This window comes from Sphingobium sp., from assembly GCF_032153725.1.
GTDB lineage: Bacteria > Pseudomonadota > Alphaproteobacteria > Sphingomonadales > Sphingomonadaceae > Sphingobium.
In genome coordinates this window covers 15,058-40,811 of sequence record NZ_JALDYQ010000050.1, presented here as the reverse complement: position 1 = coordinate 40,811, position 25,754 = coordinate 15,058, and the positions used below count along the sequence as shown (strand labels likewise).

Below are 25,754 nucleotides of genomic sequence, written 5' to 3'. Positions count from 1 at the left end.
CGCAAGGGCACGACGCTGACCAAGGAAATGTTCCTGAACCACCTCTATGGCGGCATGGACGAGCCCGAACTCAAGATCATCGACGTCTTCATCTGCAAGCTGCGCAAGAAGCTGGCGCTGGCCTGCGGCGGGGAAAATTATATCGAGACGGTCTGGGGCCGCGGCTATGTGCTGCGCGATCCCGACGAAGCGGAAGAATTCGCGACCAAGGTTGCCTGACGCAGTTAACAGATCGGCATAAGGGGAAGGAAAGGCTGGCGATCCGTGAAGGATTTCCGGCCTTTTCTGTTTGGAGTGACAGGCTCATGCGGAAATCGTCCAACAATGGGCCGTCGATCGCATCCCCCTGCCAAGACTGGCCGTGGCGGAACGCGCATCCTATATCCACCCCATGTTCGATTTTGCTCCCGCGGCGAATGCCGACAAAGCCGCGCTTTATGACGACCTGCTCTCGGCCGCCGATGCGCTGACCGCAGGCGAACCTGATGCGATCGCCAATATGGCCAATATCTCGGCGCTGATCTGGCAGTTCCTGCCGGACCTCAACTGGGCGGGCTTCTATCGGATGGTCGGGGACGAACTGGTCCTGGGTCCTTTTCAGGGTAGGACGGCCTGCATCCGCATCCCGTTGGGCAAGGGCGTGTGCGGCACGGCGGCCGCCCGCCGCGAGACGCAACGGGTCGAAGATGTCCATGCCTTCCCCGGCCATATCGCCTGCGATGCGGCCAGCGCGTCGGAAATCGTCGTGCCCGTGATCATCAACGGCCGGGTCGTGGCGGTGTTCGACCTCGACAGTCCAACCGCGGCGCGCTTTGAGAAGGCGGACCAGACCGGACTGGAAGCTTTGATCGCCCGGATCGGATCGCGCCTGGCCTAAAGCCATTCCCGTGATTTAGAGTACGCTACGTTAAATCTGACGCATGCCGCGTGCTCAAAATTTTTGTTATCGCATCGATTTAAGCGCAAGACCGGTTCCCACTTTTGCGCACGATGCTCTAGCTACGCTGGCCTGCGGCTCCGAGTCGCCAGATGATGCCATCTGGCTCGAAATCGCTCTAAGCCCGCCCTGCACCGTTTCGGGACAAGCGACCGGGTCCCGACCCGTGGATCGGTTCAGTTCTCCATGCTAAACAGGCTGTTTAACCAAACTGCCTGAAGCGGGGAGTTCAGCATGCGGATCTGGAACATCATCCTGGCTGGCGCCAGCCTGACGATCGGGGTGGCGGCACCCGTTTTTGCAAACGGCCCTGCCATCGCGAAAAGCGTCGCCGCGCGACCGATCCAGTCTTCGGGCACGACCGTTCGCCGCTGGAGGCCGCACTATTGGATCATTCCCGCTTATTATGCCCGCTATTATGGCGCCTATGGCCGGCCTGTTCCGGTCGGGGGCTATGGCTGGCCGCGCTATTATGGCGATGCCGTCATGATCGATCATGATGGCCGCATCCGCGCCTATCGCGGCGATGTCGCCCGCGATGATGAGGGCGACGCCCCGCCCCCGCCCGGCCTGCGCTACGATGACGAAGTCACCGCACCCGACGGCCCGCCCCCGCCCTCCCACGGCTATGAGGGACGCTGGAGCGGCACCTGGCGGGACACGGACGGCAAGACCTATAGCGGGGATTATGAGGGCCGTTTCGAGGGCCAGGTCCACGGCGGTCCCGGCGTCGATTTCGATCCGCCACCCTATGCCGTCGCGCCGCCGCGAATCCACCATCCGACGGTTCCCGGCGAACCCGTCGTCACGACGATGCAAGCGCCCGGCATGATATCGGGCGGCTATTATTATCCCGGCGCGACCACCACGACCATCGTGATCCAGCCGGCGGCCACCACCACCCGATCCTATGTAACGCAAGTTCCCGCGCGAAAGCGGAAGGCACGCTGAGCCTGCCCTTCTCAGGCAGCGCGCGATCGTATCGCCGCCCAGGGCTGCGGCCGACCGAGCAGATAACCCTGGCCGATCGTGCAGCCCCGCGCGACCAGCAATTCGACCTGTCCGGCTGATTCCACGCCTTCGGCCACCACCTCCATGCCCAGGCTGCTGCCCAGTTTCACGATGGCGTCGACAATGACGGCATCGCCCGCATCCTGTTCGATATTACTGATGAAACTGCGGTCGATCTTCAGCACGTCGACCGGATATTGCTTCAAATGACTGAGCGACGCATAGCCGGTGCCGAAATCGTCCAGCGCAATCCGCACCCCCGCTGTTGACAGGCGATGGAGCGCCCGTTCCACCTGTTCGGCACCGCGACCCAGGAACACCGTTTCCGTCACTTCAATCTCAAATCGCTGCGGCGGAATTCCGCACCGCGCGAGATGGGCGAGAACGTGACCGGCAAAATCATGCTGCATGAAATCCGCAGCAGACGCGTTGATCGCGACGCGGCCCGGATCATAGCCGGCCCGCACCCATCGATCGACATCGCGAACGACATTCTCCAGCATCTTTTCCGTCAGTTCCACGGCGATTTCGGCATTGTCGAACGCGGCGGCGATGCTGTCCGGACCGTGCACGCCGGTTCGCGGATGTTGCCAGCGGAGCAAGGCCTCATGGCCAAGTATCCGGCCCGTCTTCATATCGACCTTGGGCTGATAATAGGGCACGACCAGATCATCGGCGATCGCCTGCCGCGCCATGTGGATCATTGAACTGCGCTGCTGCGCTTCAGCCCGCAATGGCGACTGGAACAGAGTCAGCCGGCCACGACCCGAAGATTTTGAGGCATAAAGAGCCAGGTCGGCCGCCTTCAACACTTCGGCCGCATCATTGCCATCTTCGCCAAAGACAGCGCCTCCCATGCTGATGCCGCAATCGAGCGAACGGCCATTATGGACATAGGGGGTCCTGACGCCGCCCAACAGTTCGGCGCTCCATGCCATCAGCGCGGCGCCGCTGGCGAGTGACGGCGCGATCATGCCGAACTCATCGCCGCCCAGTCGCCCGACCATGGCATCGGAAGGAGCGCAGGAGGCGAACCTCTGGGCAAATCCGCAAAGCAGCGCATCGCCGGCGTCATGGCCCAGCATGTCATTGGTCCGCTTCAGATCATCGATATCGACCAGGATCAGCCCGAATCTCTCACCTGTCCGGCGCGCCTGCTCTGTCATCTCCTCCAGCGTGGCCTGCCACAGCGCCCGATTGGGCATGCGGGTCATCGGATCATGAGTGGCCGCCCAGCGGATCCGGTCCTCGCTGTTCCTTTCCTCCGTGACGTCCTGAAAGGTGACGATGACGCGCAACGGTCGGCCCGAGTCCGACAAACTGCTCCAGCCGGTGCTCTTGATCCACCGCAGGGCGCCGGTATCCGCCCTGTATATCCGCAGGGTCGCCTCGAAATGCGGCGGCATGCGATCGCTCGCCACGGCATCGAGCATTTCGGCAAGCCGATGCCGATCCTCCGGATGCACCAGCCGCAGGGCCAGTTCGCTCGTCGCCGGCTCCGTATCGGACAGGCCGAGCATGGAACGGAACTCCCGCGACCATGTCCGCGTCCCGGCAACCCCATCGAAATCCCAAATGCCCAGGCGCGCCGACTGCACCGCGAGACGGAAACGTTCCTCGCTGTCCGCCAGTTCACGCTGCGCCAGTTTCTGCGCGTGAATATCCTCCAGCGTGCCGTACCAGCGTACGATCCGGCCCTTCGCGTCCCGACGCGCCGAGGCCCGCGACCGCATCCAGCGATAACTGCCATCGGCCAGCCGCAGCCGGTAATCCACATCCACCGGGTCGCCCGAACTGATCCGTTCCGTCCAGATCGCCAACGTCCGTTCGGCATCGTCGGGATGCACCGAGCCTATCCATCCCATGCGCCGTGCGCGGGCCGGAGGCATGCCCGTCAATTCCTGCCAGCGCGGCCCCACTTCCTCGATCGAGCCGTCCGGCGTCGCCGTCCAGGGCACCTGCGGACTGAGTTCGACCGACCAGCGATAATGTTGCCGGCTTTCGGCCAGCGCATGGGCCAGTGCGCGGCGGTCCCGTTCGTAGCGCTCGTCAATATCCTCGATCGTACCGTACCAGAGCGGCGGTTCATCCGGTTCCGCGACCAGCGTCATGCGCACGATCCCCGATCTTGTTTCCCCCGACATGGTTCGCATCCGCACGGGCACGGGATCGGGCCGGGATGACCGTTTGGCCGCGTCGGCCAGCGCTTTCCAGTCACCCCGGTCCAGCATGGCGCGCCAACCATTGCCGATCATGTCGGATGAAAAATGGCGGGCGAACAGATCCGAACCGATATCCCGCGACAGGATTCGGCCGCGATAATCGGCGATCCATCGAATCACCGGCGGAGATATGCGGTTGAAGACCGGAGAGAACAACAATTCGTTGCGATAGTGAAACCTATCCCATTCCAGCTCGTCGCGAGCCAGTTCGGCGTCGAATTCTCCGAATCGGCGATCAGCAAAGCGGTCCATGTGCCGATCCTGATTTATCGCTGTTCCTGCGCTCCATCAGGATGCAGTAGCGTAAAAAGTTAAATAAGCTTTCCAATGCGGTAGGGTGAAATAATCCGCAATGACGCAAAATTGTTCCGGGCCTTACCGCGCGGAACAACGCTCCCTATCGGCCTGAGATCGGCTCCCGGCGGAGCTTATTTGCGGAAGATCGCTGCCAGTTCGCGTGGCAGAGCGGGCTCATCGCGGCTTTCCGCCTCGCGTACGGCCTGCACCTGTTCTTCCGGATCGAACCGGGTCCAGCCGTTGCGGCTCAGCCTTTCGAGCGGGCGATAGCGGATCTTATACTGCATCCGCTGCGATCCCTCCACCCAATAGCCGAGATAGACATAGGCAAGCCCGGCCTTCGCCGCGCGCAGGATATGATCCATGATGATGAAATTGCCTAGCCCCTTGCGATGCTCCAGCTCCGTATCGAAGAAGCTGTAGATCATCGACAGGCCGTCGCCCTGCCGGTCGGTCAGGCAGGCGCCGATCAGCTTGCCGGGGCGGCCATCCTCGCCCGGCTCGCGATATTCGACGACATGGCTTTCCACCGGGGTCTGTTCGACCATGTCGGCAAAGTCCATCTCGTCCATTTCGGTCATGCCGCCGCCGGGATGACGCGCCCGCAGATAGCGCTGGAGCAGGGCGAACTGTTCCTCCGTCGACCAGGGCTTGCACGCGGTGACGACCAGGTCTTCATTCTTGCGCAGCAATTTGCGCTGGGTCGCATTGGGCTCGAACTCACCCGCGACGACACGCACCGACACGCAGGCGGCGCAATCAGCGCAGCTGGGACGATAAGCGACATTCTGGCTGCGACGAAAGCCGATGCGACCAAGCGCGTCGTTCAGTTCCGACGCATTGTCCCCGCTCAGTTCCGTGAAGACCTTCCGCTCGCTCTTGCCCGGCAGATAGGGACAAGGGCTGGGGTTGGTCACAAAGAAACGCGGAAAGCGGAAAGGCGCACTCACAACCGCATCTCCCCCACAGCGTTGCCCGACCCCTGATTCATGCACAGACTATGCCGTCCGCAGCGCCGCGTGAAAAGTTTATTTACCACGAAAATTTCTTCAGCGGCAGAGGGAGACGGCAGAGGCCGCGTCGATCAGGCCACTTCGATCGGCGCAACCTCATATCCGACCGCGCGCAGAGCTGCGATCAGGCGCTCCAGATGGGCGCCGTCGCGCGTTTCGCACTCGACGTCGAGGCTCAGCCCCTTGGCTGGCAGATTGGTGAAAATCCGCTGGTGCGAGAGTTCGAGAATATTGACCGCTTCCTGATCGAATATCCGCGCCACATGGAACAGCGCGCCGGGCCGATCCTGAAGGATGATGCGCAGGCGCGCCAGCCGCCCCGAACGCGCCAGATCGCGCAGCAGCACATTGGCCAACAGCCGCGTATCGATATTGCCCCCGGTCAGGACCAGGCCGACCTTGCGCCCGGCGAACTCTTCCCTGTGCGTCAGCAGCGCGGCGAGGCCAGCGGCGCCGGCGCCCTCCACCACCGTCTTTTCGATCTGAAGCAGCAGGCTGACCGCCTCCTCCAGATGCCGTTCGCTGACCAGCAGCACGTCGTCCGCCAGCCGCCCGACGAAACGACGGGTCAGTTCGCCCGGCTCCCTGACGGCAATGCCCTCGGCCAGCGTGTCGCCGTCGCAAGGCAGATTCGCGCCCTTGATATAATCGTACATCGACGGATAAAGCTCCGCCTGCACGCCATAGACCTTGATGTCCGGCTTCATGGCCTTGGCCGCCGTCGCCATGCCCGAAAACAGGCCGCCGCCGCCGATCGGGATGATCAGCGTGTCGATCTCCGGCGCATCCTCCAGCATTTCGAGCGCGACCGTGCCCTGCCCGGCCATGATGTCCGGCTCGTCAAAGGGGTGGACGAAGGTCAGGCCCTGCTCCACCGCCAGCTCGCGGGCATGGACATAGGCGTCATCGAACTTCTCGCCGAACTGGACGACGGTGGCGCCATGACCCTGGGTCTGCGTCACCTTCACCGTGGGCGTGGTGTTGGGCATGACGATGGTCACGGGCACGCCCAGGCGCTTGCCATGATAGGCCAGTCCCTGCGCATGATTGCCCGCCGAAGCGGCGATCACGCCCTTCTTCTTCGCTTCCTCATCCAGTTGCAGCAGGCGATTAAGCGCGCCGCGCTCCTTGTACGCAGCGGTGAACTGAAGATTTTCGAACTTCAGATACACCTTGCAGCCGAACATCTGCGACAGGGTCTGGCTCACCAGCGTCGGCGTGTGCACGACGGAGCCCGAAATTCGCACCCGCGCCGCCAATATGTCATCGACGGAAATGGGCAGCGGCATGGCGCTCTCGATCTTGGTCACGGTGTTCATGGGCGGCGCCCTACCTGAAAATTGCGGCGGAAGGAACTGGTACTCACCGAAAACTCTGCCTATGGCTTTTGCGCGCGCATCAACTGATCGAGGCATATGGCTAAAATCGCGTTTATCGGCCTGGGCGTCATGGGCGGCCCGATCGCCGGACATCTGGCGAAGGCGGGGCATGAGATGACCGTCTACAACCGCTCCATCGGCAAGGCGAAACGATGGGCGGAGGCCTATGGCGGCGCAGTGGCGGTCAATCCCGCCAAGGCGGCGGAAAATGCCGATATCGTCATCAGCTGCGTCGGCACCGACGATGATCTGAGCCAGATCGCGCTGGGCCGCGACGGCGCTTTCCGATCGATGAAGGCCGGCGGCCTGTTCATCGACCATACGACGGTATCGGCACGGATCGCCCGGCAATTGTTCGTGGAAGGCGAAAGCCGGGGCCTGCATTGCGTCGACGCGCCTGTCACGGGCGGTCAGGCGGGCGCGGAAAATGGCCGCCTCTCCATCATGTGCGGCGGCAGCGAGCCAGCGGTGGCGGCTGCCAGGATCGTGATGCAGGCCTATACCACCCGCATCGTTCATGTGGGGCGCGCGGGCGCTGGCCAGACCGCCAAGATGGCGAACCAGATATGCATCGCCGGCGTGGTGCAGGGCGTGGCCGAAGCGCTGCGTTTCGCGCAGGCGGCGGAACTGGATCTGGACAAGGTGTTCGAAGCGATCTCCGGCGGCGCGGCGCAAAGCTGGCAGATGGACAATTATTGGAAGACCATGGCCGCCGACAGCTTCGATTTCGGTTTCGCGGTGGACTGGATGCGCAAGGATCTGGGGCTGGCGCTGGAGGAAGCACGGGCCAATGGCGCGACCCTACCGGTGACGGCGCTGATCGACCAGTTCTTTGCCGATGTGCAGGCGATGGGCGGGCATCGGCAGGACACCAGTTCGCTGGTGCGGCGGATCACCCGGGCATGAAGGCTGCCCTGCTGGCCGCCGTGGCCGCGCTTGCCCTGCCCGGCGCCGCACTGGCATCGGGCGTGATCGACAATGTCAACGGCATCGCGCTGGACGCCAACGGGCGGCTGATCCGCTTCAGGGCGCTGGCCATCGATGACGAAGGCAAGGTCGAAAAGCTGCTGCCCGACCGCTATCAGGAACCGGCACAGCCGCGTCCCAAAAAACGCAGGAAGAACGAGCCGGAGCCGGTTCAGCCCAAACGCCTCGACTTTAAGCTGGACGCGGGCGGCAAGACGCTGATCCCCGGCCTGATCGACGCGCATGGGCATGTCATGGCTTATGGACTGTCGCTGATCACGCTGGACCTGTCGGACACGACGTCGCTGGCGGAAGCCCAGACGAAGATCCGGGCCTATGCCGCCGCCAATACAGGGCGAAAATGGATTATCGGGACGGGCTGGAATCAGGAGCTTTGGGGCCTGGGCCGCTTCCCGACCGCCGCTGAACTGGATGCGGCAGTCAGCGACGTGCCGGTCTGGCTGGAACGGGTGGACGGCCATGCCGGCTGGACCAACTCCCTTGGCCTCAGGGCTGCCAATATCACGGCCGCCACCAAAGCGCCTGCGGGGGGTCGCATCGAAACGACGGGCGGCAGGCCCGCAGGCGTCTTTGTCGACAAGGCGATGGAGCTGGTGACGCGGGTCGTGCCGCCACCTGCCCCCAAGGACCGCGACATCGCACTGGAAAAGGCGCAGCAGGCGCTGCTCAGGCAAGGCATTACCGGCATTGCCGACATGGGCACCCGCATCGAGGACTGGCAGGCGTTCCGGCGTTCAGCGGACCGGGGGGCGCTGCGGGTGCGGATCATGTCCTATGCCCTGGGCCTCGACAATATGGTCCTGATCGCTGGCCCCGAGCCGACGCCCTGGCTCTATGACGATCATCTGCGCATGGGCGGGATCAATCTGGTCCTCGACGGTGCGCTGGGGTCGCGCGGCGCGTGGCTGAAGGCGGACTATGCCGACGCGCCGGGCCAGCGCGGGCTGCCGATGATCCCGTCGACCCAGTTGCGCAACATCATGAGCCGGGCGGCGATGGACAATTTCCAGATCGCGGTTCATGCCATTGGCGACGCGGCCAACAGTGAAGTGCTGGATGCCGTTCAGGAATTGTCGGAAACCTATAAGGGCGACCGGCGCTGGCGCGTCGAACATGCGCAGGTCGTCACCCCCGCCGAACTGCCGCGCTTCGGGCAATATGGCCTTGTCGCTTCAATGCAGCCGGCACAGGAAACCTCCGACTGGCGCATGGCGAGCGCGCGGCTGGGCGAAGCCCGGTTGAAGGGCGCCTATGCCTGGAAGGCGATGCTGGACAATCACGTCCCCCTCGCCTTCGGGTCGGGCGTGCCGGGGGAAAGCCCCAATCCCTTCCTCGGCCTTGCCGCCGCCATGACGCGAGAAGATATGTCGGGCCAGCCGACCGGCGGCTGGATGCCCGAACAGCGGGTGAGCTTCGAGGCGGCACTGGACGGCTTCACGCGGCAGGCGGCCTATGCAGGCTTTGCGGAAAAACGCTTCGGCAGTCTGGTGCCCGGCCAGCGGGCGGATTTCCTGCTGATCGACCGGGACATCTCCGCCGCCAGTCCAACCGACATCCGCGCGACGCAGGTTTTGGAGACATGGATCGGCGGCAAGCGGGTCTATGTGAAGGGGCAGTAGCTCACCGTTGGAAGCGATGTGTTCCTGCGTAGGCAGGAACCCAGTCCAAATGCTGGCGCGAAGCACTTAAGGCGGAACTGGGCTCCTGCCTGCGCAGGAGCACGTAGCTCTACAACACATCCCCCGCCGCGTTGAAGGCCTCTTCCTCCGTTTCGGGCAAAGGCGGCTGGACCGGCTTGTCACAGCCCTCTTCCTTCATATGCGCGCGCAGGGCATCCATCCGCCCCAGATTCCAGCGCGCCAACGGCACACCCAACGGCCGGAACTCCGCGCGGTCGAACAGCTCCACCACATAATTTTTGCAGAGATTATCGACCTGATCGAGCGTCAGCATGCCAAGGTTCATCACCATCGGCTTGCCCGGCACGCCATTGCGCCCCCGCACCAGATCGGTGACGTAAAGCCCGCCGCGCGGATCGACCAACACGACATCGGCCTGCGAGGCATCGATCATCCTGTGGCTCGCCGCATAGGGCGCGACGAAACCGTGGGTGCGCCAGACAAGGAAGGCGCTGCTGAGCAGGGTGATGAAGAAGCCGATGAAAATGGGGCGCATCGCCCCCGTCCGGAACCGCGCCCACCCCAGTCCCGCGAGCAGGCAGAACGGCCCGATAAAGCCATGGGCATAGCGATATCCCCAGCCATAGCCCTGCGCCAAGGCCAGCGCGCTGCCCGCAAAGCAGCCCAGCGCCAGCGGCAGAGCGATCTCCTGCCCCCGGATCGCCTTGCGCCAGCGCATCGCGAAAACGCCCAGCGTCGCCAGCGGCACCATCAATATATTGTTCCAGGCGGCAAAGCGGCTGAGATTGACCAGCGGCTGCCAGCGGTCGCCAAGCCGCTCGAACAGGCTGCCCACCTTGTCCGTCACGCCGGCGGAGGGTCGCACATCGGCCGGCTGACCCAGCACATGGGTCAGGAAGGCAGGCCAGATCTTGGCCCAGACGATGACGATCGCCGCCAGCACGAGGATGTGGAAGACGGCGGCCTTCCAACGCTTGCCCAACGCCATCCAGAGGATGAAGGGCGCAATGAAGATCGGCGGAAAATGCCATTGGTGCAGCCCCGCCGCCGCCAGCGCCACGACCGCCGCGCTCAGATGCCCGACCGCCCCCCCGCGCAGCACCAGCGCCAGCCAGATCATGTTGAGCGCGAAATGCCCGGTCATGGCATAGGGCGTCATCGCCGTGACCCAAAGCTGCGCCGAAGACAGCGCCAGCAGCATCGTCACCCACACCGCATCGGGCCGGTCCGGGAAGAGATGCAGCGCCACCCGCCACAGCGCGAACAACCCCGCGATCAGCAGCACCGGTCCCGCCAGATTGGGGTCGCCCAATTGCCAGAACAGCGCCTGGATCGCGCTGTTCACCGGCAGATAGGCCGCCGTCCAATAATCCGCCGCGCCAAAGGGCGAGAAGAATTCGGGCATGATCGCCCGACGATAGGCTTCCCACTCCATCGGGATGGGGCGGGCCAGAAAGCCCTCCCGCATATAGGCGGCGGCAAAGCGCGCCACCTCCTCATCGCGGGAGATGGAATAGTCCTGAAACAGCCAATAATGTCCCACCCAGGCGACAAGGCCGAACAATACGACCAGCGGCACCATCACCCGCGCCCGGGGCAGCGGCAGGCGCCAGCCCAATCCTTCCGCAAAGGGCGCGGCCAGCGTCAGCAGCAGCAGTCCCCCCAGCAGCGCCGGAAAATCCTGATCCAGAAACAGGATGACCGCCAGGCTGATGCCCTGCCGATAGGTCACATGCCAAAGAAAGGTCGCGCCCAGCCAGAGCGTCAGCCCGATCCCGCCCGCAAGGAACAGGCGGGTGGCACTGACGGAGCGGGCACCGACCTGCATCAGCGATCCCGCGGCAACAGCGCCTGATTGACGAAAATGCCGTCCATCTCGACCAGCAGCGGGAAATGCCCCTTGTTGTTGGCGAAGAAGGCCGAGGGGATGAAGCCGCGATCCGCCAGCCAGTCGATCATCGCGCGATAACCGGTGCCCTCCTCATAGATCGGACGAACGCCCAGCTCCGTCTGCACGCCCGCCATTTCGCTCAACACCCCGCCCGCGCCTTCGCAGACCGACAGATCATGGCCCTGCGTATCCATCTTCAGGAACGGCCGCGCGAAACCATGCACGCTCTTCAGTTCCGGCAACAGCCCCTCAAGGCGACGGCATTGCATGTCGACGGTGCGCGTCACCCTGTTGCGCTCCGCGAAGATGGCGTCCTGTTGTTCCGACGGCTTCTTCAGGGAACTGAACTGATCGGCGGCCATGATATTGAAGCTGGCCGTGCCGTCGAAATCGGACAGGGCCATGTTGAACACATGCCATTTGCGATCGGACGCAGCGTTCCGCTCCAGCTCCGCGAAAATCTCCGGATTGGGTTCGAAGGACAGGATCGTTCCCGCAAAGCCCGCATCCTTGCGCAGCATCGTCGCATATTGGCCGCGATTGGCACCCACATCCAATACGCAATCGGCGGCAAAAGCGCTCAAGAACCGGCGAAGCGCCTGGATTTCGGGATATTGATGAACCCGCCCCGCCAAGGCCAGGCGTGCCGCCAGCACCCGATCGCGCAGTTCACGAACATAGCGGCTCATTTGCCGGTCACCCCGCGATAAATGGCGATGGTGGCCAGAGCCATGTCCTTCCAATTGCCCATTGAATCTCCATAGGCGCGCGCCTGCGTTCCCAAAGCCTGTCTGATGGCCGCGCTTTCTACGAGGGGCAAGAGGGCTTGCGCAAGCGCCGGCGCATTTCCCGCAGGTGCCCTCGCTGCAACCTCTTGCGGCAGGCTCGCGAACATGCCCGCGTCGGACGTGACCATCGCCTTGCCATGGTGCAGCGCCGACAGGAAAGCGCCGCTGCTGTCGATATGACGATAGGGAAAGACCAATATATCCGCCTTCGCCATATGCGCGTCGAGCCGCTGTTCGGTGAGGAAGCCGAGATCGGTGATCAGCCGTTCGCCAAAGCCCGCCGCGCATATGCTGTCCAGCAGCGGCGCTATGTCCATGAACGGCTTGCCCGCCAGCACCAGTTCGAAGCGATGCCCCGCCCGCCAGAGGGACAGGCAGGCCTCCACCAGCAGATCGACCCCCTTATAGGGCCGGATCGTGCCGAAGAAGAGCAGGCGCGGAAGAGCAGCGTCAGGCACCTGCGAGAACTCCTCCGCCCCGGCGGGCGCAAGGCGCATGGGCGGATGGGGCGTCACATGGATGCGCGCAGGATCGACGCCCTGCCGCTCCAGCGCCGCGCGAGTCGTCTCGCCATGGACGATCAGCGCGTCGAACATGTCGAGCAAAGCACGATAACCCCGGCCCTGGACACCCGCATCCGCATGATAGGCATCGGCATTATGGACCGTGTGGACCAGCGCCGTCCTGCCCTGCAACCGCCGCAGCATGACACGGTCTGCCGGCGCGAGCGGGAGCCATTGCATATGCGCCACATCGGCGGTGGCCAGCGCGCGGAGACTGCCCAAGGCGCAACTCAACCCATATTCCGCCGCCTTGAGCAGACGAAACGCCCGTCCCTCCCCGATCCGCCGACGCAATGCTTCGCTGCGACGGAAGAAGCGCGCATCATAGCGATAGCCCCGCGGCATGATGGCATCGGTCGCGCGCATGGGCCGCCCCAGCAAGGTGACATCCACCCCCTCCGCCGCCAGCGCCGCGCACAGGCTGTCATCATAGCGCCCCGTGAACAGCGAGGGGTCGCACATCGCGACTTTCATGCGCGCGTCCCCATCAGTTGACGCAGCGAAAGGCCATGAATGACGGCGGCCACGAACAGGGTCAGCGTGTAAAGGATCAGGAACAGCAGATCGAACCCCTCGGGCGCGAAAATCCGCGCCAACGGCACGCTCAACAGGGAGCCGGCGAGGAAAGGCAATGACCGCCCCAGCAGCAGGGTGAAACGCCCCAGCGCACCCTGCACATAGACCGACACGCAGATCACCGCGAGCGCCAGCAACGCACCGTCGATCAGCAGCAGGTCGACGCGATCGATCGCCGCACGGCCATCGAACAGCTTGGCGAACAGCCATTCCCCAAGCAGCAGCAAAGCCGCCGAAGCGCCCAGCGCAAAGAACAGGGCAACCCCCAGCGCCCGCCCCATCAACTGCCGCAACCGCGCCCTGTCGCCCGCATGAAAAGCCCGCGTGATCCGGGGCAGCGCCGCCTCTACTGTCGCCCGGACCAGCATCGACAGCGACCGCGACATCTTGAAGAAAAAGTCGAAGACCAGCATCGGCCGCGCATCGTGGGTCACGGCGGCGATGGTGAAATATGGCGCGTTATAGGCCAGGATTTCCGAAAGGGTGAAGGCGGCCGAAGCCCCGATATCGCGCAGATAATGCGCTCGGACATGCCCTCCCCCGACGCGGAACGACAGCCAGTGCCGCGCCGTCATGCCAAGCCGCCCATGCACCAGCGCTATGGCATAGCCGATCACCGCGATGCTGACGCACAGTTGCAATGCCACCGACATGCGCGGGTCCAGTCCTTGCAGGATGAACAGCAACAGCGCGATCGTCATCACCCGGCGCAGGCAATCCAGCGCTTCCCAGAGGAAATTGCCGTCCACCGCCGCCAGCGCCCTTTTGGCGAGCAGCGCTGGCAGGTTGAGACAAGCCGACAGGAAGAACAGCAGGAACAGCAGCGGCATGCCGGTGCGCAGTCCGCCCAGCGCCAATGCGATCAGAAGGATGGCAAAGCCGCCCACGATCAACAGCCCGAGGAACAGGAACAGCACCCCCATTTCCTCCAGCCGGAAGCCGCCTGCCTCATCCCGTCCCAAGTCCAGCCCCAAGCCCCTCAACCAATGCCGCCGCAGCCGCGCATAGATGATGCTGGTGAGGCCAAATTCGGCGGAAATGGTGAAATTGCCGAACGCCACCAGCAGCAGGAAGGACTGGAATTCCCTGAGCGGCAAAGCGCGCACGAACACATAGGTGACGGCAAAGCCCCAGATCAGCGTCAGCCCGACATTGGCGAGCTTGATCAGGGCAAGGATGCGGGCCGAAGCCTCCATCCGGGCAAGCGCCCTGCCGAGCGGTTCGCTCACCGGGTTGCGCTTCCCGGCGGCTTGCGGGCGCGGAACAGGCGATCGTCCAGCGCATAATGATGCCGCACATCGGCATCGATGGCGCCGGCGTCGATTTCTTCCAGATCAAAGCCCGCCGCGCGAATGCGATCGGCAAAATCGGGGCCATATTGGCGCACATGGTCCCACTGGCCAAAGCGCCGTTCCCTTTCCCGGGGAGGTATATCGAAACTGCCGTCCTCGGTCGGCTTGTCCCAAAGAGGAACGATCAGCCAGGCCTCACCACCCGGCTTCAAGGCGCGGTGGATGTTGCGCAGCACGGCATGATCGTCGGGCACATGCTCCATCACATGGCTGGCATAGAAGAGGTCGTAACGCTCGCTGTCGCCCAGCGCCATCAGATCGACGCGCCGCATGTTCGGCACACGATAGCGGTCTGGATCGAGATCGGCGGGCGTATAGTCGGCGGCCAGCGAAAAACGGCGCACCAGGCTGGCTTCATTGGGCGCCATGTGCAGCACCGCGCCCTGCTGCGGCACGGTCAGCACATCGCCCGCGATCAGATGGTTCATCAGCCGCTCGCGCGGGGAAGCGCCGCAATTCGGGCACCCCCATTCGCCATTCTCGCCATAACGGAAAAAGCCGACCACCGCCTGCCCGCAAGCCGGGCAGCCCCGGTTCGCCCGCGCGCCCAGAGCCTTGCGCACGGCCAGCATGGTCCGGGTCAGATGCTTGCCGGCGGCTTTCGCCACCCGCTGGAAAGTAATCACGCCTTGGCTCCGCTAGAGCATTTTGAAGTCAGCAGGAACGGCTGACGGCTCGCAAAATGCGGTCAAAGAAAAACACATTGGTCGCCTATACAATATGCCGCCGCTTTGGCGAGAGGGATCAGCGCGATTTCGCCGGATTCCAGATGGTCACGGTACGCCCCGTCATCGCCTTCACCACCCCCTGCAAGGTCGCGACATAGGCGATGAGGATGTCCACCATCGCCGCGAACGGCCCGCCTCTGGAACGCAGGCCACGCCAGAGGATGAACACGCCGGTCAGCCCGCCAATCATGTAGAGCGTAGGCGAAATCCGCATCGCCAGCGTCCCCGCCGAAACAATGCCGGTCAGGATGAAGAGGCCGCCGAACCAGCGCACGATCTTGCGCGAGGCATATTTGAAGCGGTCCAGCGCTCCCATGCGCCGTAATTGCGGCCGCAAATGGCTGTGCGTGTGCCAGGCGCGGGCGGCGATCCGTACCTTGCGGCGATATTCGTCGCCCCGCGCCGCGACCAGCCGCTCACGGGCAATGACGTCCCTGGCCTTCACCAGCCGCCTGCCCGCGAAGACAACCGCCATGGAAACGGTCAGGTCATCCAGCACGCTGTCGGGAAATTCCGGATAAAGCGCCCGCCGGATCGAGAAGATCGACCCATCCGCCCCCAGCACGTTGCCGGTGCGCGATTCCTCGTCCTTCAGCCTTTCCTCGATCCGCCAGTAAAGCGAACCGACCGAGGCCGTCGCACTCTCGCCATCGCCCACATAATGGAGCGACCCCAGCACCCCGCCAATCTCCGGATCGGCATAGCGGGCCAGCAGATTGTCGATCGCCTCGGCGTCGAGCATCACATTGGCGTCGGTGAAGATCAGCACGTCGCCCGTCGCCCGCGCCGCCAGCAGCTTCATGCCATGCGCCTTGCCGCTACGCCCCGGCCCGCGCAGCAGTGTCACCAGATCGCCCTGCCCCTCGATCAAGGCCGCCGTATCGTCCGAGGAGCCATCGTCGAAGGCCAATATCTCAAGCCCCGGATAGCGGGCCTTCAATATCGCCAGATTGGCGAGCTTTTCCGGCATCGCCGCCGCCTCATTATAGGCACAGAACAGCAGCGACGCCGAAGGCGCATCCCCTGCCACGGGCTGTTCCGGCCGGGTCGGCAGCCCCCGCAGGATCAGCGGATAGAAGAGGAACGGCCAGGCCACCGCCACCAGCGACAGCAGCAGCACAACCGCTGCGACAAGATCGATCACGCCCATCAATAGGCCTTGTGATGCACCAGCACGCCGATGGTCGCGACGATGATCCGCAGGTCCCGCCAGATCGACCATTGGGTCACATATTCGAGGTCCGACTGGAGCCGGTCGATCAGGTCCTGATGATGGTCGGTCGACCCGCGATGCCCGCGCACCTGCGCCAGGCCCGTCATGCCCGGCTTGATGCAATGCCGCTCCCAATAGCGCTCGTCCACCTCCCAATAGAGGCTGTCCCCCGCCTTGGCGGCGGCGGCGTGGGGGCGCGGGCCGACGATGCTCATGTCGCCGCGCAGCACATTGAACAGCTGCGGCAATTCATCGATGCTGGTCTTGCGTAGGAAGCGCCCCACCGCCGTCACCCGGTCATCGCCTCGCACCGTCAACCTGTCGGCCTTGCGGTCGCTCGCCTCGGCCCGCATCGAACGGAATTTGTAGATGCTGAACGGCCGGGCATCGCGGCCGATGCGCGGCTGGCGGAAGATGATCGGGCCGGGACTGGTCAGCTTCACCGCCACCGCCGCCGCAATCAGCACCGGCGACAAGGCGATGGTCGCCACCGTCGCCACGATGATGTCGAAGAAACGCTTGATCAGCCGGTCGCGAAACTGGAAAGGCCCGCCCGCGACGATGATCGTCGGCTGGCCGTCAAATTCATCCACCCGCGCCGGCGCAAAGCGCAGCAGTTCCGGCACCACGATCTCGCCCCGTGCGGAGAGCGACTTCAGCGCCACCGACCAGTCGTCCATCCGCTCCATCGGACAGGCGACGATCACCCGTTCCGCCATGCCCACGGCGGCGGCGAGGCGCGCCGCCATGTCGGCATCATGCCCTTCGGGCGAAAGTTGCGCGGCGGCGGCCTCGATCACATGCATGTGCGCGCCGGTATCGATCGCCACGCCGTCCATGATCACGACGGTCAGATGCGGCACCTCGCCCAGCAATTGCGCGCCAAGGCGACCGATCGCAAGCCGCACCATCGCCACGGCAACCGCCGAAAAGCCAAGACCCACGATGAAGGTCAGACGCGACAGTTGTTCAGCGATCTTGCCCAGATAGACGATCAGCAGCATCAGCATCGCCGCCTGCGCCAGGGCCAGAAGCCCCCGGAAAATGCCGCGCCGCAAATCCTCCAGCATATGGATGCCATAGGCCCCGCCCTGCACGCCCAGCAGCACGTAAAGCGGCGCGATCATCGCGAACATGACAAGGCCGTGCGGTTTGCCCGGCTCGCCGGAGAACGCGCCCAGCACCAGCCAGTTCGCAAGCAGAAAGGACAGGAAAAGCCCCGCCATGTCCCCCAGCAGACATAGCAGGTACAGCCGCACCCGCACGATTTCCTTGGAGACTGTCACTTCGGGACCTTCATGAAATGGTGAGGTCCCGTTGGCACCGCTTGGCACGGCTTGCAAGGGTTCAGAGTGCGAACAGCCTGGTCAACGCCTTGTCCAGCATCAGCAATTGCCACAGCAAACGGCCATGGTCCGCCACGCCGGACTTGTGATCCGCCGCGACCCTGCCCAGCATCCTGGTATCGAACCAACCGGTCTTCGCCAGCGCCGACCCTCCGGCAATCGCCGTCGCTTCACCAGCCAGAGCCCCGCGAAACCAGGCGCTGATCGGCGTCACAAAGCCCATTTTCGGCCGGTAGAGAATGTCCTGCGGCAAATAGGGCTCCATCGCCTTCTTCATGAGATATTTGCCGCTATTGCCCCGAATCCGCTGCGCGACAGGCAGGCGGGCGGCGAACTCGACCAGCCGGTGATCGAGCAACGGCTCACGCGCTTCCAGACTGACGGCCATGCTCATCCGGTCGGTCTTCGTCAGGATATCGCCGGGCAGCCAGATGCGCAGATCGGCATATTGCGCCCGGTCCAGCGGATCGCGCGCGGGCGCCTCCGCCATCGTCTTGATGTACCGATCCTCGGCCCGATAGGCGCCAAGCCGGGACTTCATGTCCTGACTGAACAACCGCTGCCGCAACGCGTGGGGCGTCACGCCCACCGAAGCGGCATAGGCCTCCCCACCCTCCCCCGCCAGTTCGAGGAAGGTCGACTTGGCGCGCAGCGGCCGCGGCGCCCAATCGGCCTTGGGATAATAGCGCCCCAGCGTCCCGAACAGGGTCTGCCGCACCGAAGCCGGGATCAGGCCACGCAACCTTTCCCCCTGCATCTGGAAGCGATGCCGGCGATAGCCCGCAAAGGCCTCATCCGCGCCGTCGCCCGACAGCGCCACCGTCACCTGCTCCCGCGCCAGTTCGCACACCCGATAGGTCGGCAGCGCGGATGCATCGGCAAAAGGCTCGTCGAAATGCAGGGCGAGCGTGTCGATCAATCCATAATCGTCGGGTGACACGATCCGCGTGCGATGATCCGTGGCAAAGCGCCGCGCGATCCGGTCGGCATAGGCAGTTTCGTCCAGTTCCTTGACGTCGAAGCCGATGGTGCAGGTCTTGACCGCCTGTTTCGACGCCTCGGCCATCAGCGCGACCACGCTGCTGCTGTCCACCCCGCCCGACAGGAAGGCGCCCAGCGGCACATCCGCCACCATGCGGGACCGCACCGCCTGCCGCATCAGCGCGACCAGCTCCTCCTCCATCGCTTGCGGCGATGCCTTGCTGCGATCGGCAAAGCTGATGTCCCAATAACGCTGTGGCTGCGGCAGCGGCCGCCCGCGCACGATGCGCAGAGTTTCGCCCGCGCCCAGTTTCCGCACGCCCGCCACCATGCAGGCGTCGTCGGGAACATAGCCATAGGCCAGATAATCCTCGACCGCCGACAAATCCGGTGCCCGGCGCAGTAACGGGTGCGCAAGCAGGCTCTTCAGTTCCGACCCGAAGATCAGGCTGCCATCCGACAACAGCGCATAATGAAGCGGCTTCACCCCCAGCCGGTCGCGCGCCAGCCATAGCGACTGCGCCCGCGCATCGAACAGGGCGAAAGCGAACATGCCGTTGAACTTCTCGACACAGGCCTCGCCCCATTGACGATAGCCGTGGAGGATGACTTCGGTGTCGCTGTGCGTACGGAAGACATGGCCCTTGGCCTCCAGCTCCGCGCGCACCTCCATGAAATTGTAGATTTCGCCATTGAAGACGACGGCGAGGCTCTCGTCCTCCGTCAGCATGGGCTGCGCGCCGCTGCCAAGATCGATGATCGACAGCCGCAAATGCCCCAGCCCCACGCCCGGCGCGGTCCAGATGCCGCTGTCATCCGGCCCGCGCCACGGCATGGCGTCCAGCATCAGGCCGATCCGCGCCGGATCGACCGGCTTGGCCGTTTCAAGGTGGAAGATGCCCGCTATTCCGCACATGCGAAGGGTCTTAGCGACTTCCAAGGCTGCGGTCAGCCAAATCCTTCACATCGCCCAGATCATGGAGAAAAGCGCCGATCGCGGCATCAGACGAGTGCCCTGCCCCATCCTCTGCCGATACAAGGATCGCGGCGGCGCGCTGGTCGCTGCCCAGCAGGCGGGCTTTCATCGTCTCCAGCTTGACCAGATGGCCGCTGCCGGTCGGTGCACCCTTTCCAACGACATAGAAGCTGACCACATGACGAACCACGCGGCCTGGACCGGTGATCTGCTCGCCCCGCGCATTAGCGGGCGCGGGCGCGGGCTGCGACCAGGTCCAGTTGCTGTCGGGATCGGCCGCCCCCTGCGCGAAGCCGACCAGTTCGCGCCCCTCATCCTGCCGGTCGAACGTGGCAATGGCGAGGTCGACCACCTGCCCCGCTGCATTGCGGTAGCGGGTCATGGCCAGATAATCGGCGCCGTCGAAACGCGGCCTCCATGGATGGAGCGGCCTTTCGTCACTACGGGTCCAGCCTTTCACCTGCGGCATCGCAGGCGCGCCGGGCAGAAACTCCCCCGACGCGGCACTCGCCGCCAGCCAGATCGGCGCGGCAAGGATGATCGCCAATGCGCCGACCGCCACCGGCCCCGTGGCCGAACCACCGCTCTGCCGCAACCGCTCCGGATCGAACCAGATATCGCCGGGCCTGCGATCGAAGAAGGGCCAGGCGGCGGCCATCGCCAGCGTCATGATGATGGCGAAGAACACCCAGCCGTAAACGACATGGTCGAAACCCGCCGCCGCATCGATGGTCGTGAGTTCAGCGACGAAGATCGTCGCGAACGCCCGTACACCATTGGCCACTATGGCCAGGGACAGCGCCCCGGCCATGAAGGCGATCCGCCGCCTCCAGCTGGTGAAGCAGACATTGCAGACCAGCAGGCCATAGGCCGTCATCGCAATCACGAACTTGGCGCCGGAACAGGCCTCCGCGACCTCGAAATAGCCATTGGGCGTGGTGATGAAGATGCCCTGCATCTGCGCCGGAACACCGGTCAGGTGGAGCAGGATCATGCTGATATGCGCTGTCAGCAATTGCAACGGGGCAACGATCTCCTCCCCGAACGGCACCATGAAAAAGGCATAGAACAGCGGAAAGAGCAGGGCCCGCGCCACTGCCGGTCCCAGCAAGGCCATCACCGATCCCTGAAGCATCAGGATCAGCGCGCCGTGGCGCACCACCGCCACCCCCGCCGCCGCGCCCAGCATCCATGCGAAGGCGCCCGCTCCCAGCCAGAGCAACCCCGGCGCCCAGCCGCCCGGTTCCAATTGCCGCAACCCCGGCAAGCGCTGCTGCACCAGCCATGCGACCAGAATCGGAATGAACAGGCAATGGCCATAGGTCGACGCGTTCCACCAGATCGCCATCATGCCCAGCAGATCGCGGTGGAACAGCGCCAGGATGGCGAAGGCGACGATGCCGAGTGCCGTCAGATGACTGCGCCATTGCGAAAGGCCGGATCGAGAAAGCCTCAACCGCAGGACGCGCTCGATCATGCGGCCCTCATTCCGGGTGGCGCCGATCCGAACAGCATGTCAGGCAGCTTCGCCAGCGTCGCGGACCAGCGATAGCGCTCCTCCATCCGCCCCCGCGCCGCTTGGCCGAGGCGTTCGGCGCGATCCCTGTCGCAGAGGAGCGCAACGATCTTCTCCGCCTCCTGCGCCGGATCGGCGGCGATCAGCAGATGCTCTTCATCCCGCGCGTCAATCCCTTCGGCCGCCTGCGGCGAAGCCACCACCGGCCGCGCCATGGCCATGGCCTCCAGCACCTTGTTCTGGATGCCGCGCGCGATCCGCAGCGGCGCCACGACCACATCCGCCGCCGCCAGCCAGCCGCGCACATCTGGCACCGCGCCGGTCACGATCACGCCGGGCACCGCCGTCAGGGCCTGAACCGGCCTCGTCGGATTGCGACCCACAATGGCGAAAGTCGCCTCCGGGCATTGGACGCGGATGGCGGGCAAGGTTTCGCGGGCAAAGCTCTCCACCGCCTCGACATTGGGCCGATAGTCCATCTGCCCCGTGAAGACGAGCAGCGGCCCATTCCCACGCTCCACGCCATAAAAATCCGCCGCCGGATCGAAATAATCCAGCGCCACGCCATTATCGATGCCGATTATGCGGTCCGGCCCCAGCCCGCTCGCCTGCCGGAACAAAGCCGCCTCCGCCTCGCTGACGAAGGCGCATAAATCCGCCCGCGCCGCCACCTTCCGCTCGAAATCGAGCAACACCCGCCCCTCGCGCCGGTTGATCCAGGCCATCGGCCCCGAACCCTGCGCGCCATAAGCGGCATATTTGGCCGAATCAAAATCCACGAAATCCATGACGAAGCGCACCCCTTCGGGCAGCACCGGCACGAAATGCGCCATCTGCGCGGAATAGCAGACGACCGCCGCGATGGGCCGCTCCGCCAGCACCTTCGCGGCCCAGCGATGCAGCTCCGGATTATCGAACAGCGACACCAGCAGCGGCTGCCCCGTCACCAGCCCCCTAAGTCCCGCCACGATGCGCGAACGATCCCGCATCAAAACGCACTGGCTGGCGGTCATCTGCGCCATGTCCGGCGCAAAACCCATGTCCCGCGCGTCATCGGCAAAACAGCCGACATGGACCGGCGCGATCTGCGCCATCCGCTCCAGCAGGTGAAAGGAGCGAATCTTGTCCCCCCGGTCGGGCGGAAAAGGAATGCGATGGCAGAGAAAGAGGATTTCCTGCCTCACCCCAGCCCCCGCGCGATGAAAGGCCCGATCAGGTTCGCCACGCCCAGGGGCAACTTCTTCCAGAGGTCGATCCGCCGCTGATATTGGGGACTGTTGGGATTGACGTCCCGCCGCTCACCGCTGGCGGACCAGCCATGATAGGAAAGCGGCACCGGATCGAAACCGAAACTCCTCTTCCACGCCGCCTGCCCACTGCCCGTCTTGGACCGGCCAAAATCGAAGAGGCTCATGCCCCGCCCCCGGCCATGGCCCATCAGCCGGTAATAGATGAGTTCATTGGACCGGAGCCGCCGCGCGTCAGCAATCCCGCCTCCCCAGAAGGGCATCATCCGCCCCCGGTGATAAAGGGTCAACACCGCCGAAACAGGCCGATCCCCTTCATAAACGACCGCAATGTCTGCATCCTCGCCGAATGCGGCAAGCACCTCGCGAAACAGCCGCGCCGGAAAGACCGGCGTGCCCAGATTGCGGACGCTTTCGGAATAGACGCGATAATGGGCCTTCAGGTGCCGCGCCTCGCGCCCGATCTCGACGCGCAATGCCGGGTTTGCCAGTGCCTTGCGCAGTTCCGCGCGATGCTTGCGCGGTATGGCGAGCAATTCCGCCTCATCATCGCTGGCAAGGGGCCGCGCAAAGCCCAGATGACTGCCCTCATGCAGCGCCCAGCCCTCGCCCGGCGCCGGCCCGCCGCGCAGTTCGACCGAACCGATGCCGCCGTCCCGCGCCATGCCCTCGCAAGCCGCAGCCAGAGCCAGAACCACCGCCGGATCGCTCGCGAGAATCCCGCCATCGACGGCAAAGCCCGACGACACCAGAGCCTGACCGAACAAGGCGCTCGTCACATGATGCAGCGGCAGCAGCCCGACGATCTGCCCGGAAGACGCCACCGCGACAAGCATATGCGCCCGATTGCCCGTCCCGCGTTCGACGCCCAGCAACCAGGCCGGGCGATGAAAGGGCGTGCCATCCGGATGCACCGCCACAAAATCATCCGCCGCCTGCCACTGCGCCGGATCGGCCAGGTCCAGCGCGGTGACCAGAATTTCGCCCGCCTTCATGCCGCCCGCTCCGCTTCCTGCGCCGCCAGCGCATCCACCCGCGTCCACGCAAAATCACGCGTCAGGCGGCGCAGCTTGTCGGCCATGACCGAGAGATTGGCATAATGCCGAAACCGCGATCGCAACGGCGCGCCTTCCACGCGCGGCTGATCCGGATCGATCTCCCAGGGATGGAAATAGATGATCGCCGGTCGCCGGTCCCGCCTGTTGACCTGCTGGATCGCCCAGCGCGAAAAACCATAGGGCAACAGCCGGAAAAAGCCGCCTCCCCCCGCCGCCAGCGTCCGCCCCGCCAGCTTCGCCGTCGTCACCGGCAACTCGACCAGCGGCGATCCCGCCACCGGCTTCCAGGCGAAACGCGGGCTTTCCGGCCAGCCATAATGATCGTGGCGGATCGGCGCGACGCTGCTGGAATAGGCATAGCCTTCCTCGGCCAGCACCTCATGCGCCCAGGGCACCCGCCGGTCGATGGAGAAGCTGGGCGCGCGATAGCCGGTCACCGCCTGCCCGCTCGCATCCTCCAATATCGCCCGTGATCGGCGCAGATCGGCGCGGAACTGCGCCCCGTCGAAAGTGAACAGCCGCGCATGGTCATAACCGTGGCTCGCCACTTCATGCCCCGCCCCGACGATCCGCCGCATCAACGCCGGATAGCGCTCCGCCACCCAGCCGAGCGTGAAAAACGTCGCCTTGGCCCCGGCCTCCTCGAACAATGCCAGCACGGCATCGGTGTTGCGTTCGACGCGATGGGTGAGGCCCGCCCAATCCTCGCGCCGGATCGTGCGTTCGAACGCACCGACCTGGAACCAGTCCTCGACGTCAACGGACAGGGCATTCAGCATGATGCGTTCGGTTATCTCAGGCAGCGGCACTGTGCGGCGCTTCGCCCATCCGCTCCTCGCGCTCGACCCATTCCACCAGCAAAGTCAGCACCCGGCGCAACGCCGTGTCCTGTTCGGTCACGCGGAATTCCAGCGTGGACAGCCGCTCCTCGATCAGCGTGAAACAGTCCTTCAGCGCCTCGGGATCGACGCTCGGCACGCTGCGCGCAAAGTCATTCTCCGCCCGCAGCGTATCGATTTCCGCCCGCAGCGAAGCGATCTCGTCCAGCACGTTGATCGCCGGTTCCACCCGCGCGGACCGCAACCCCGCTATTTCCGCCCGCAGCGCGGCAACCTCGTCCGACACAACCGGCGCCGGCTGAGGCAGCGGCGCCTCCACCAGTTCCCCGGCCTCGTCCAGCACGCTATGCGCCATCGGTTCCGGCGTCACATCCGCATCGGCGCCCATATCGGCAACGACCGCATACACCACTTCCGCGTCGATCACCGAAAGCTGATCCAGCGCCCCCAGCAGCAGGACGCGGCTCACCAGCACATTGATCCGGCGCGGCACGCCCCCGGTCGCGGCATAGATGGCGGCAAAGGCTTCCGGCGTGAACTGCGGATCACCCTGCCAGCCGACCAGCGACAGGCGGTGCAGGATATAGGGTTCGACCTCCCGCCGCATCATCGGGTCGAGATGATGGGTCGCGATCACGCGCTGGCGCAGCTGTTCCAGTTCGGGCGACTTCAGCAAATCGCGAAATTCCGGCTGGCCCAGCAGGAATATCTGCAACAGCGACTGCCCGCCCAGCTGGAAATTGGACAGCATCCGCAGTTCCTCGATGGCGGAAATGGCCAGGTTCTGCGCCTCATCCACGATCAGCAGCGACCGGCGCCCCGACCGCGCCTGCGCATGGAGATAGCCCTCGATCTGACGCAGGACCTGCGCCTTGGGCATTCCGTCCACCGCCAGGCCAAAGCTCTGCGCGGCCAGACGCAGCATGTCGTCGCCCTCCACCTGGGTCGACACGATCTTCACTGCCGTCAGCCGCGAAGGGTCGATGGTGTTCATCAAATGCCCGACCAGCGTGGTCTTGCCCGCGCCGATATCGCCGGTGATGACGATGAAGCCCTCCCCCTGCGCCAGCCCATAGCCCAGATAGGACAGCGCCTTGCGATGGGTCCCGCTCTCAAAATAGAAATGCGGGTCCGGCGTCAGCTGGAACGGGCGTCCCTGCAATCCGTAGAACTGATCGTACATGACTATCTCTC

At 64.6% G+C, this 25,754-nt stretch carries 21 protein-coding genes; 5 read left to right on the top strand and 16 right to left on the bottom strand.

Features of this window, described 5'->3' with window-relative positions:
* The 3 genes from RUH75_RS15895 to RUH75_RS15885 all read left to right on the top strand — a co-directional run.
* Positions 1-219, top strand: a 219-nt coding sequence (locus RUH75_RS15895) for a helix-turn-helix domain-containing protein (protein WP_313807737.1), incomplete at its 5' end; no start/stop codon positions are given.
* 172 nt (positions 220-391) lie between these two features.
* A complete protein-coding gene (locus tag RUH75_RS15890) occupies positions 392-877 on the top strand; it encodes a GAF domain-containing protein (protein WP_313807747.1) in 486 nt (161 codons plus the stop codon).
* Between the two features lie 294 nt (positions 878-1,171).
* Complete coding sequence (locus RUH75_RS15885; RefSeq protein WP_313807734.1) at positions 1,172-1,888, top strand: hypothetical protein; 717 nt, start codon at positions 1,172-1,174, stop codon at positions 1,886-1,888.
* An 11-nt stretch (positions 1,889-1,899) separates the two neighbouring features.
* Here RUH75_RS15885 and RUH75_RS15880 read toward each other — a convergent pair whose 3' ends face one another.
* The 3 genes from RUH75_RS15880 to RUH75_RS15870 form a co-directional block, all read right to left on the bottom strand.
* Positions 1,900-4,422: an EAL domain-containing protein gene (locus tag RUH75_RS15880; RefSeq protein ID WP_313807732.1), complete on the bottom strand. Its 2,523-nt coding sequence runs from the start codon at positions 4,420-4,422 to the stop codon at positions 1,900-1,902.
* 176 nt (positions 4,423-4,598) lie between these two features.
* Positions 4,599-5,417 carry an arginyltransferase gene (locus RUH75_RS15875; protein ID WP_313807729.1) on the bottom strand — a complete coding sequence of 273 codons (819 nt, stop codon included), beginning with the start codon at positions 5,415-5,417 and terminating at the stop codon, positions 4,599-4,601.
* Between the two features lie 134 nt (positions 5,418-5,551).
* Complete coding sequence (locus tag RUH75_RS15870) at positions 5,552-6,799, bottom strand: threonine ammonia-lyase (RefSeq protein WP_313807727.1); 1,248 nt, start codon at positions 6,797-6,799, stop codon at positions 5,552-5,554.
* A 96-nt stretch (positions 6,800-6,895) separates the two neighbouring features.
* Here RUH75_RS15870 and RUH75_RS15865 point away from each other — a divergent pair, with 96 nt between their 5' ends.
* Both RUH75_RS15865 and RUH75_RS15860 read left to right on the top strand, forming a co-directional pair.
* Positions 6,896-7,765 (top strand): NAD(P)-dependent oxidoreductase, encoded by an 870-nt coding sequence (locus RUH75_RS15865; RefSeq protein WP_313807725.1) that lies wholly within the window; start codon positions 6,896-6,898, stop codon positions 7,763-7,765.
* Positions 7,762-9,465, top strand: a complete 1,704-nt coding sequence (locus tag RUH75_RS15860; RefSeq protein ID WP_313807723.1) for an amidohydrolase — start codon at positions 7,762-7,764, stop codon at positions 9,463-9,465. Before RUH75_RS15865 ends, RUH75_RS15860 begins: the two co-directional genes overlap by 4 nt.
* Before the next feature lie 109 nt (positions 9,466-9,574).
* On the opposite strand, the gene RUH75_RS15855 is transcribed toward RUH75_RS15860, so the two are convergent.
* From RUH75_RS15855 to RUH75_RS15795, 13 genes are all read right to left on the bottom strand, one after another.
* Entirely contained in the window at positions 9,575-11,314 is a 1,740-nt protein-coding gene (locus tag RUH75_RS15855) for an MFS transporter (RefSeq protein ID WP_313807720.1), read from the bottom strand.
* The gene (locus RUH75_RS15850) at positions 11,314-12,066 is read right to left on the bottom strand and encodes an FkbM family methyltransferase (protein ID WP_313807718.1); all 753 of its coding nucleotides are present in this window, start codon (positions 12,064-12,066) and stop codon (positions 11,314-11,316) included. The genes RUH75_RS15855 and RUH75_RS15850 overlap by 1 nt, the downstream gene beginning before the upstream one ends.
* Entirely contained in the window at positions 12,063-13,202 is a 1,140-nt protein-coding gene (locus RUH75_RS15845; RefSeq protein WP_313807716.1) for a glycosyltransferase family 4 protein, read from the bottom strand. Before RUH75_RS15845 ends, RUH75_RS15850 begins: the two co-directional genes overlap by 4 nt.
* Positions 13,199-14,500: a hypothetical protein gene (locus RUH75_RS15840; RefSeq protein ID WP_313807745.1), complete on the bottom strand. Its 1,302-nt coding sequence runs from the start codon at positions 14,498-14,500 to the stop codon at positions 13,199-13,201. Before RUH75_RS15840 ends, RUH75_RS15845 begins: the two co-directional genes overlap by 4 nt.
* Before the next feature lie 29 nt (positions 14,501-14,529).
* Positions 14,530-15,282, bottom strand: coding sequence for a class I SAM-dependent methyltransferase (locus RUH75_RS15835; protein ID WP_313807714.1), 753 nt, complete (start codon positions 15,280-15,282; stop codon positions 14,530-14,532).
* Between the two features lie 118 nt (positions 15,283-15,400).
* Complete coding sequence (locus tag RUH75_RS15830; RefSeq protein WP_313807712.1) at positions 15,401-16,534, bottom strand: glycosyltransferase; 1,134 nt, start codon at positions 16,532-16,534, stop codon at positions 15,401-15,403.
* Positions 16,534-17,883: a sugar transferase gene (locus RUH75_RS15825; RefSeq protein WP_313807710.1), complete on the bottom strand. Its 1,350-nt coding sequence runs from the start codon at positions 17,881-17,883 to the stop codon at positions 16,534-16,536. Before RUH75_RS15825 ends, RUH75_RS15830 begins: the two co-directional genes overlap by 1 nt.
* Before the next feature lie 61 nt (positions 17,884-17,944).
* Complete coding sequence (locus tag RUH75_RS15820; RefSeq protein WP_313807743.1) at positions 17,945-19,840, bottom strand: XrtA/PEP-CTERM system amidotransferase; 1,896 nt, start codon at positions 19,838-19,840, stop codon at positions 17,945-17,947.
* Positions 19,841-19,850: 10 nt separating this feature from the next.
* Positions 19,851-21,377 carry an exosortase A gene (gene xrtA, locus RUH75_RS15815; protein ID WP_313807708.1) on the bottom strand — a complete coding sequence of 509 codons (1,527 nt, stop codon included), beginning with the start codon at positions 21,375-21,377 and terminating at the stop codon, positions 19,851-19,853.
* Entirely contained in the window at positions 21,374-22,600 is a 1,227-nt protein-coding gene (locus RUH75_RS15810) for a TIGR03087 family PEP-CTERM/XrtA system glycosyltransferase (RefSeq protein WP_313807706.1), read from the bottom strand. The genes xrtA and RUH75_RS15810 overlap by 4 nt, the downstream gene beginning before the upstream one ends.
* The gene (locus tag RUH75_RS15805; protein ID WP_313807704.1) at positions 22,597-23,658 is read right to left on the bottom strand and encodes a FemAB family XrtA/PEP-CTERM system-associated protein; all 1,062 of its coding nucleotides are present in this window, start codon (positions 23,656-23,658) and stop codon (positions 22,597-22,599) included. Before RUH75_RS15805 ends, RUH75_RS15810 begins: the two co-directional genes overlap by 4 nt.
* On the bottom strand, positions 23,655-24,500 hold the full coding sequence (locus RUH75_RS15800) for an XrtA system polysaccharide deacetylase (protein WP_313807741.1): 846 nt from the start codon (positions 24,498-24,500) through the stop codon (positions 23,655-23,657). The genes RUH75_RS15805 and RUH75_RS15800 overlap by 4 nt, the downstream gene beginning before the upstream one ends.
* A gap of 16 nt (positions 24,501-24,516) precedes the next feature.
* A complete protein-coding gene (locus RUH75_RS15795) occupies positions 24,517-25,743 on the bottom strand; it encodes an XrtA/PEP-CTERM system-associated ATPase (RefSeq protein ID WP_313807702.1) in 1,227 nt (408 codons plus the stop codon).
* Between the last annotated feature and the right edge of the window lie 11 nt (positions 25,744-25,754).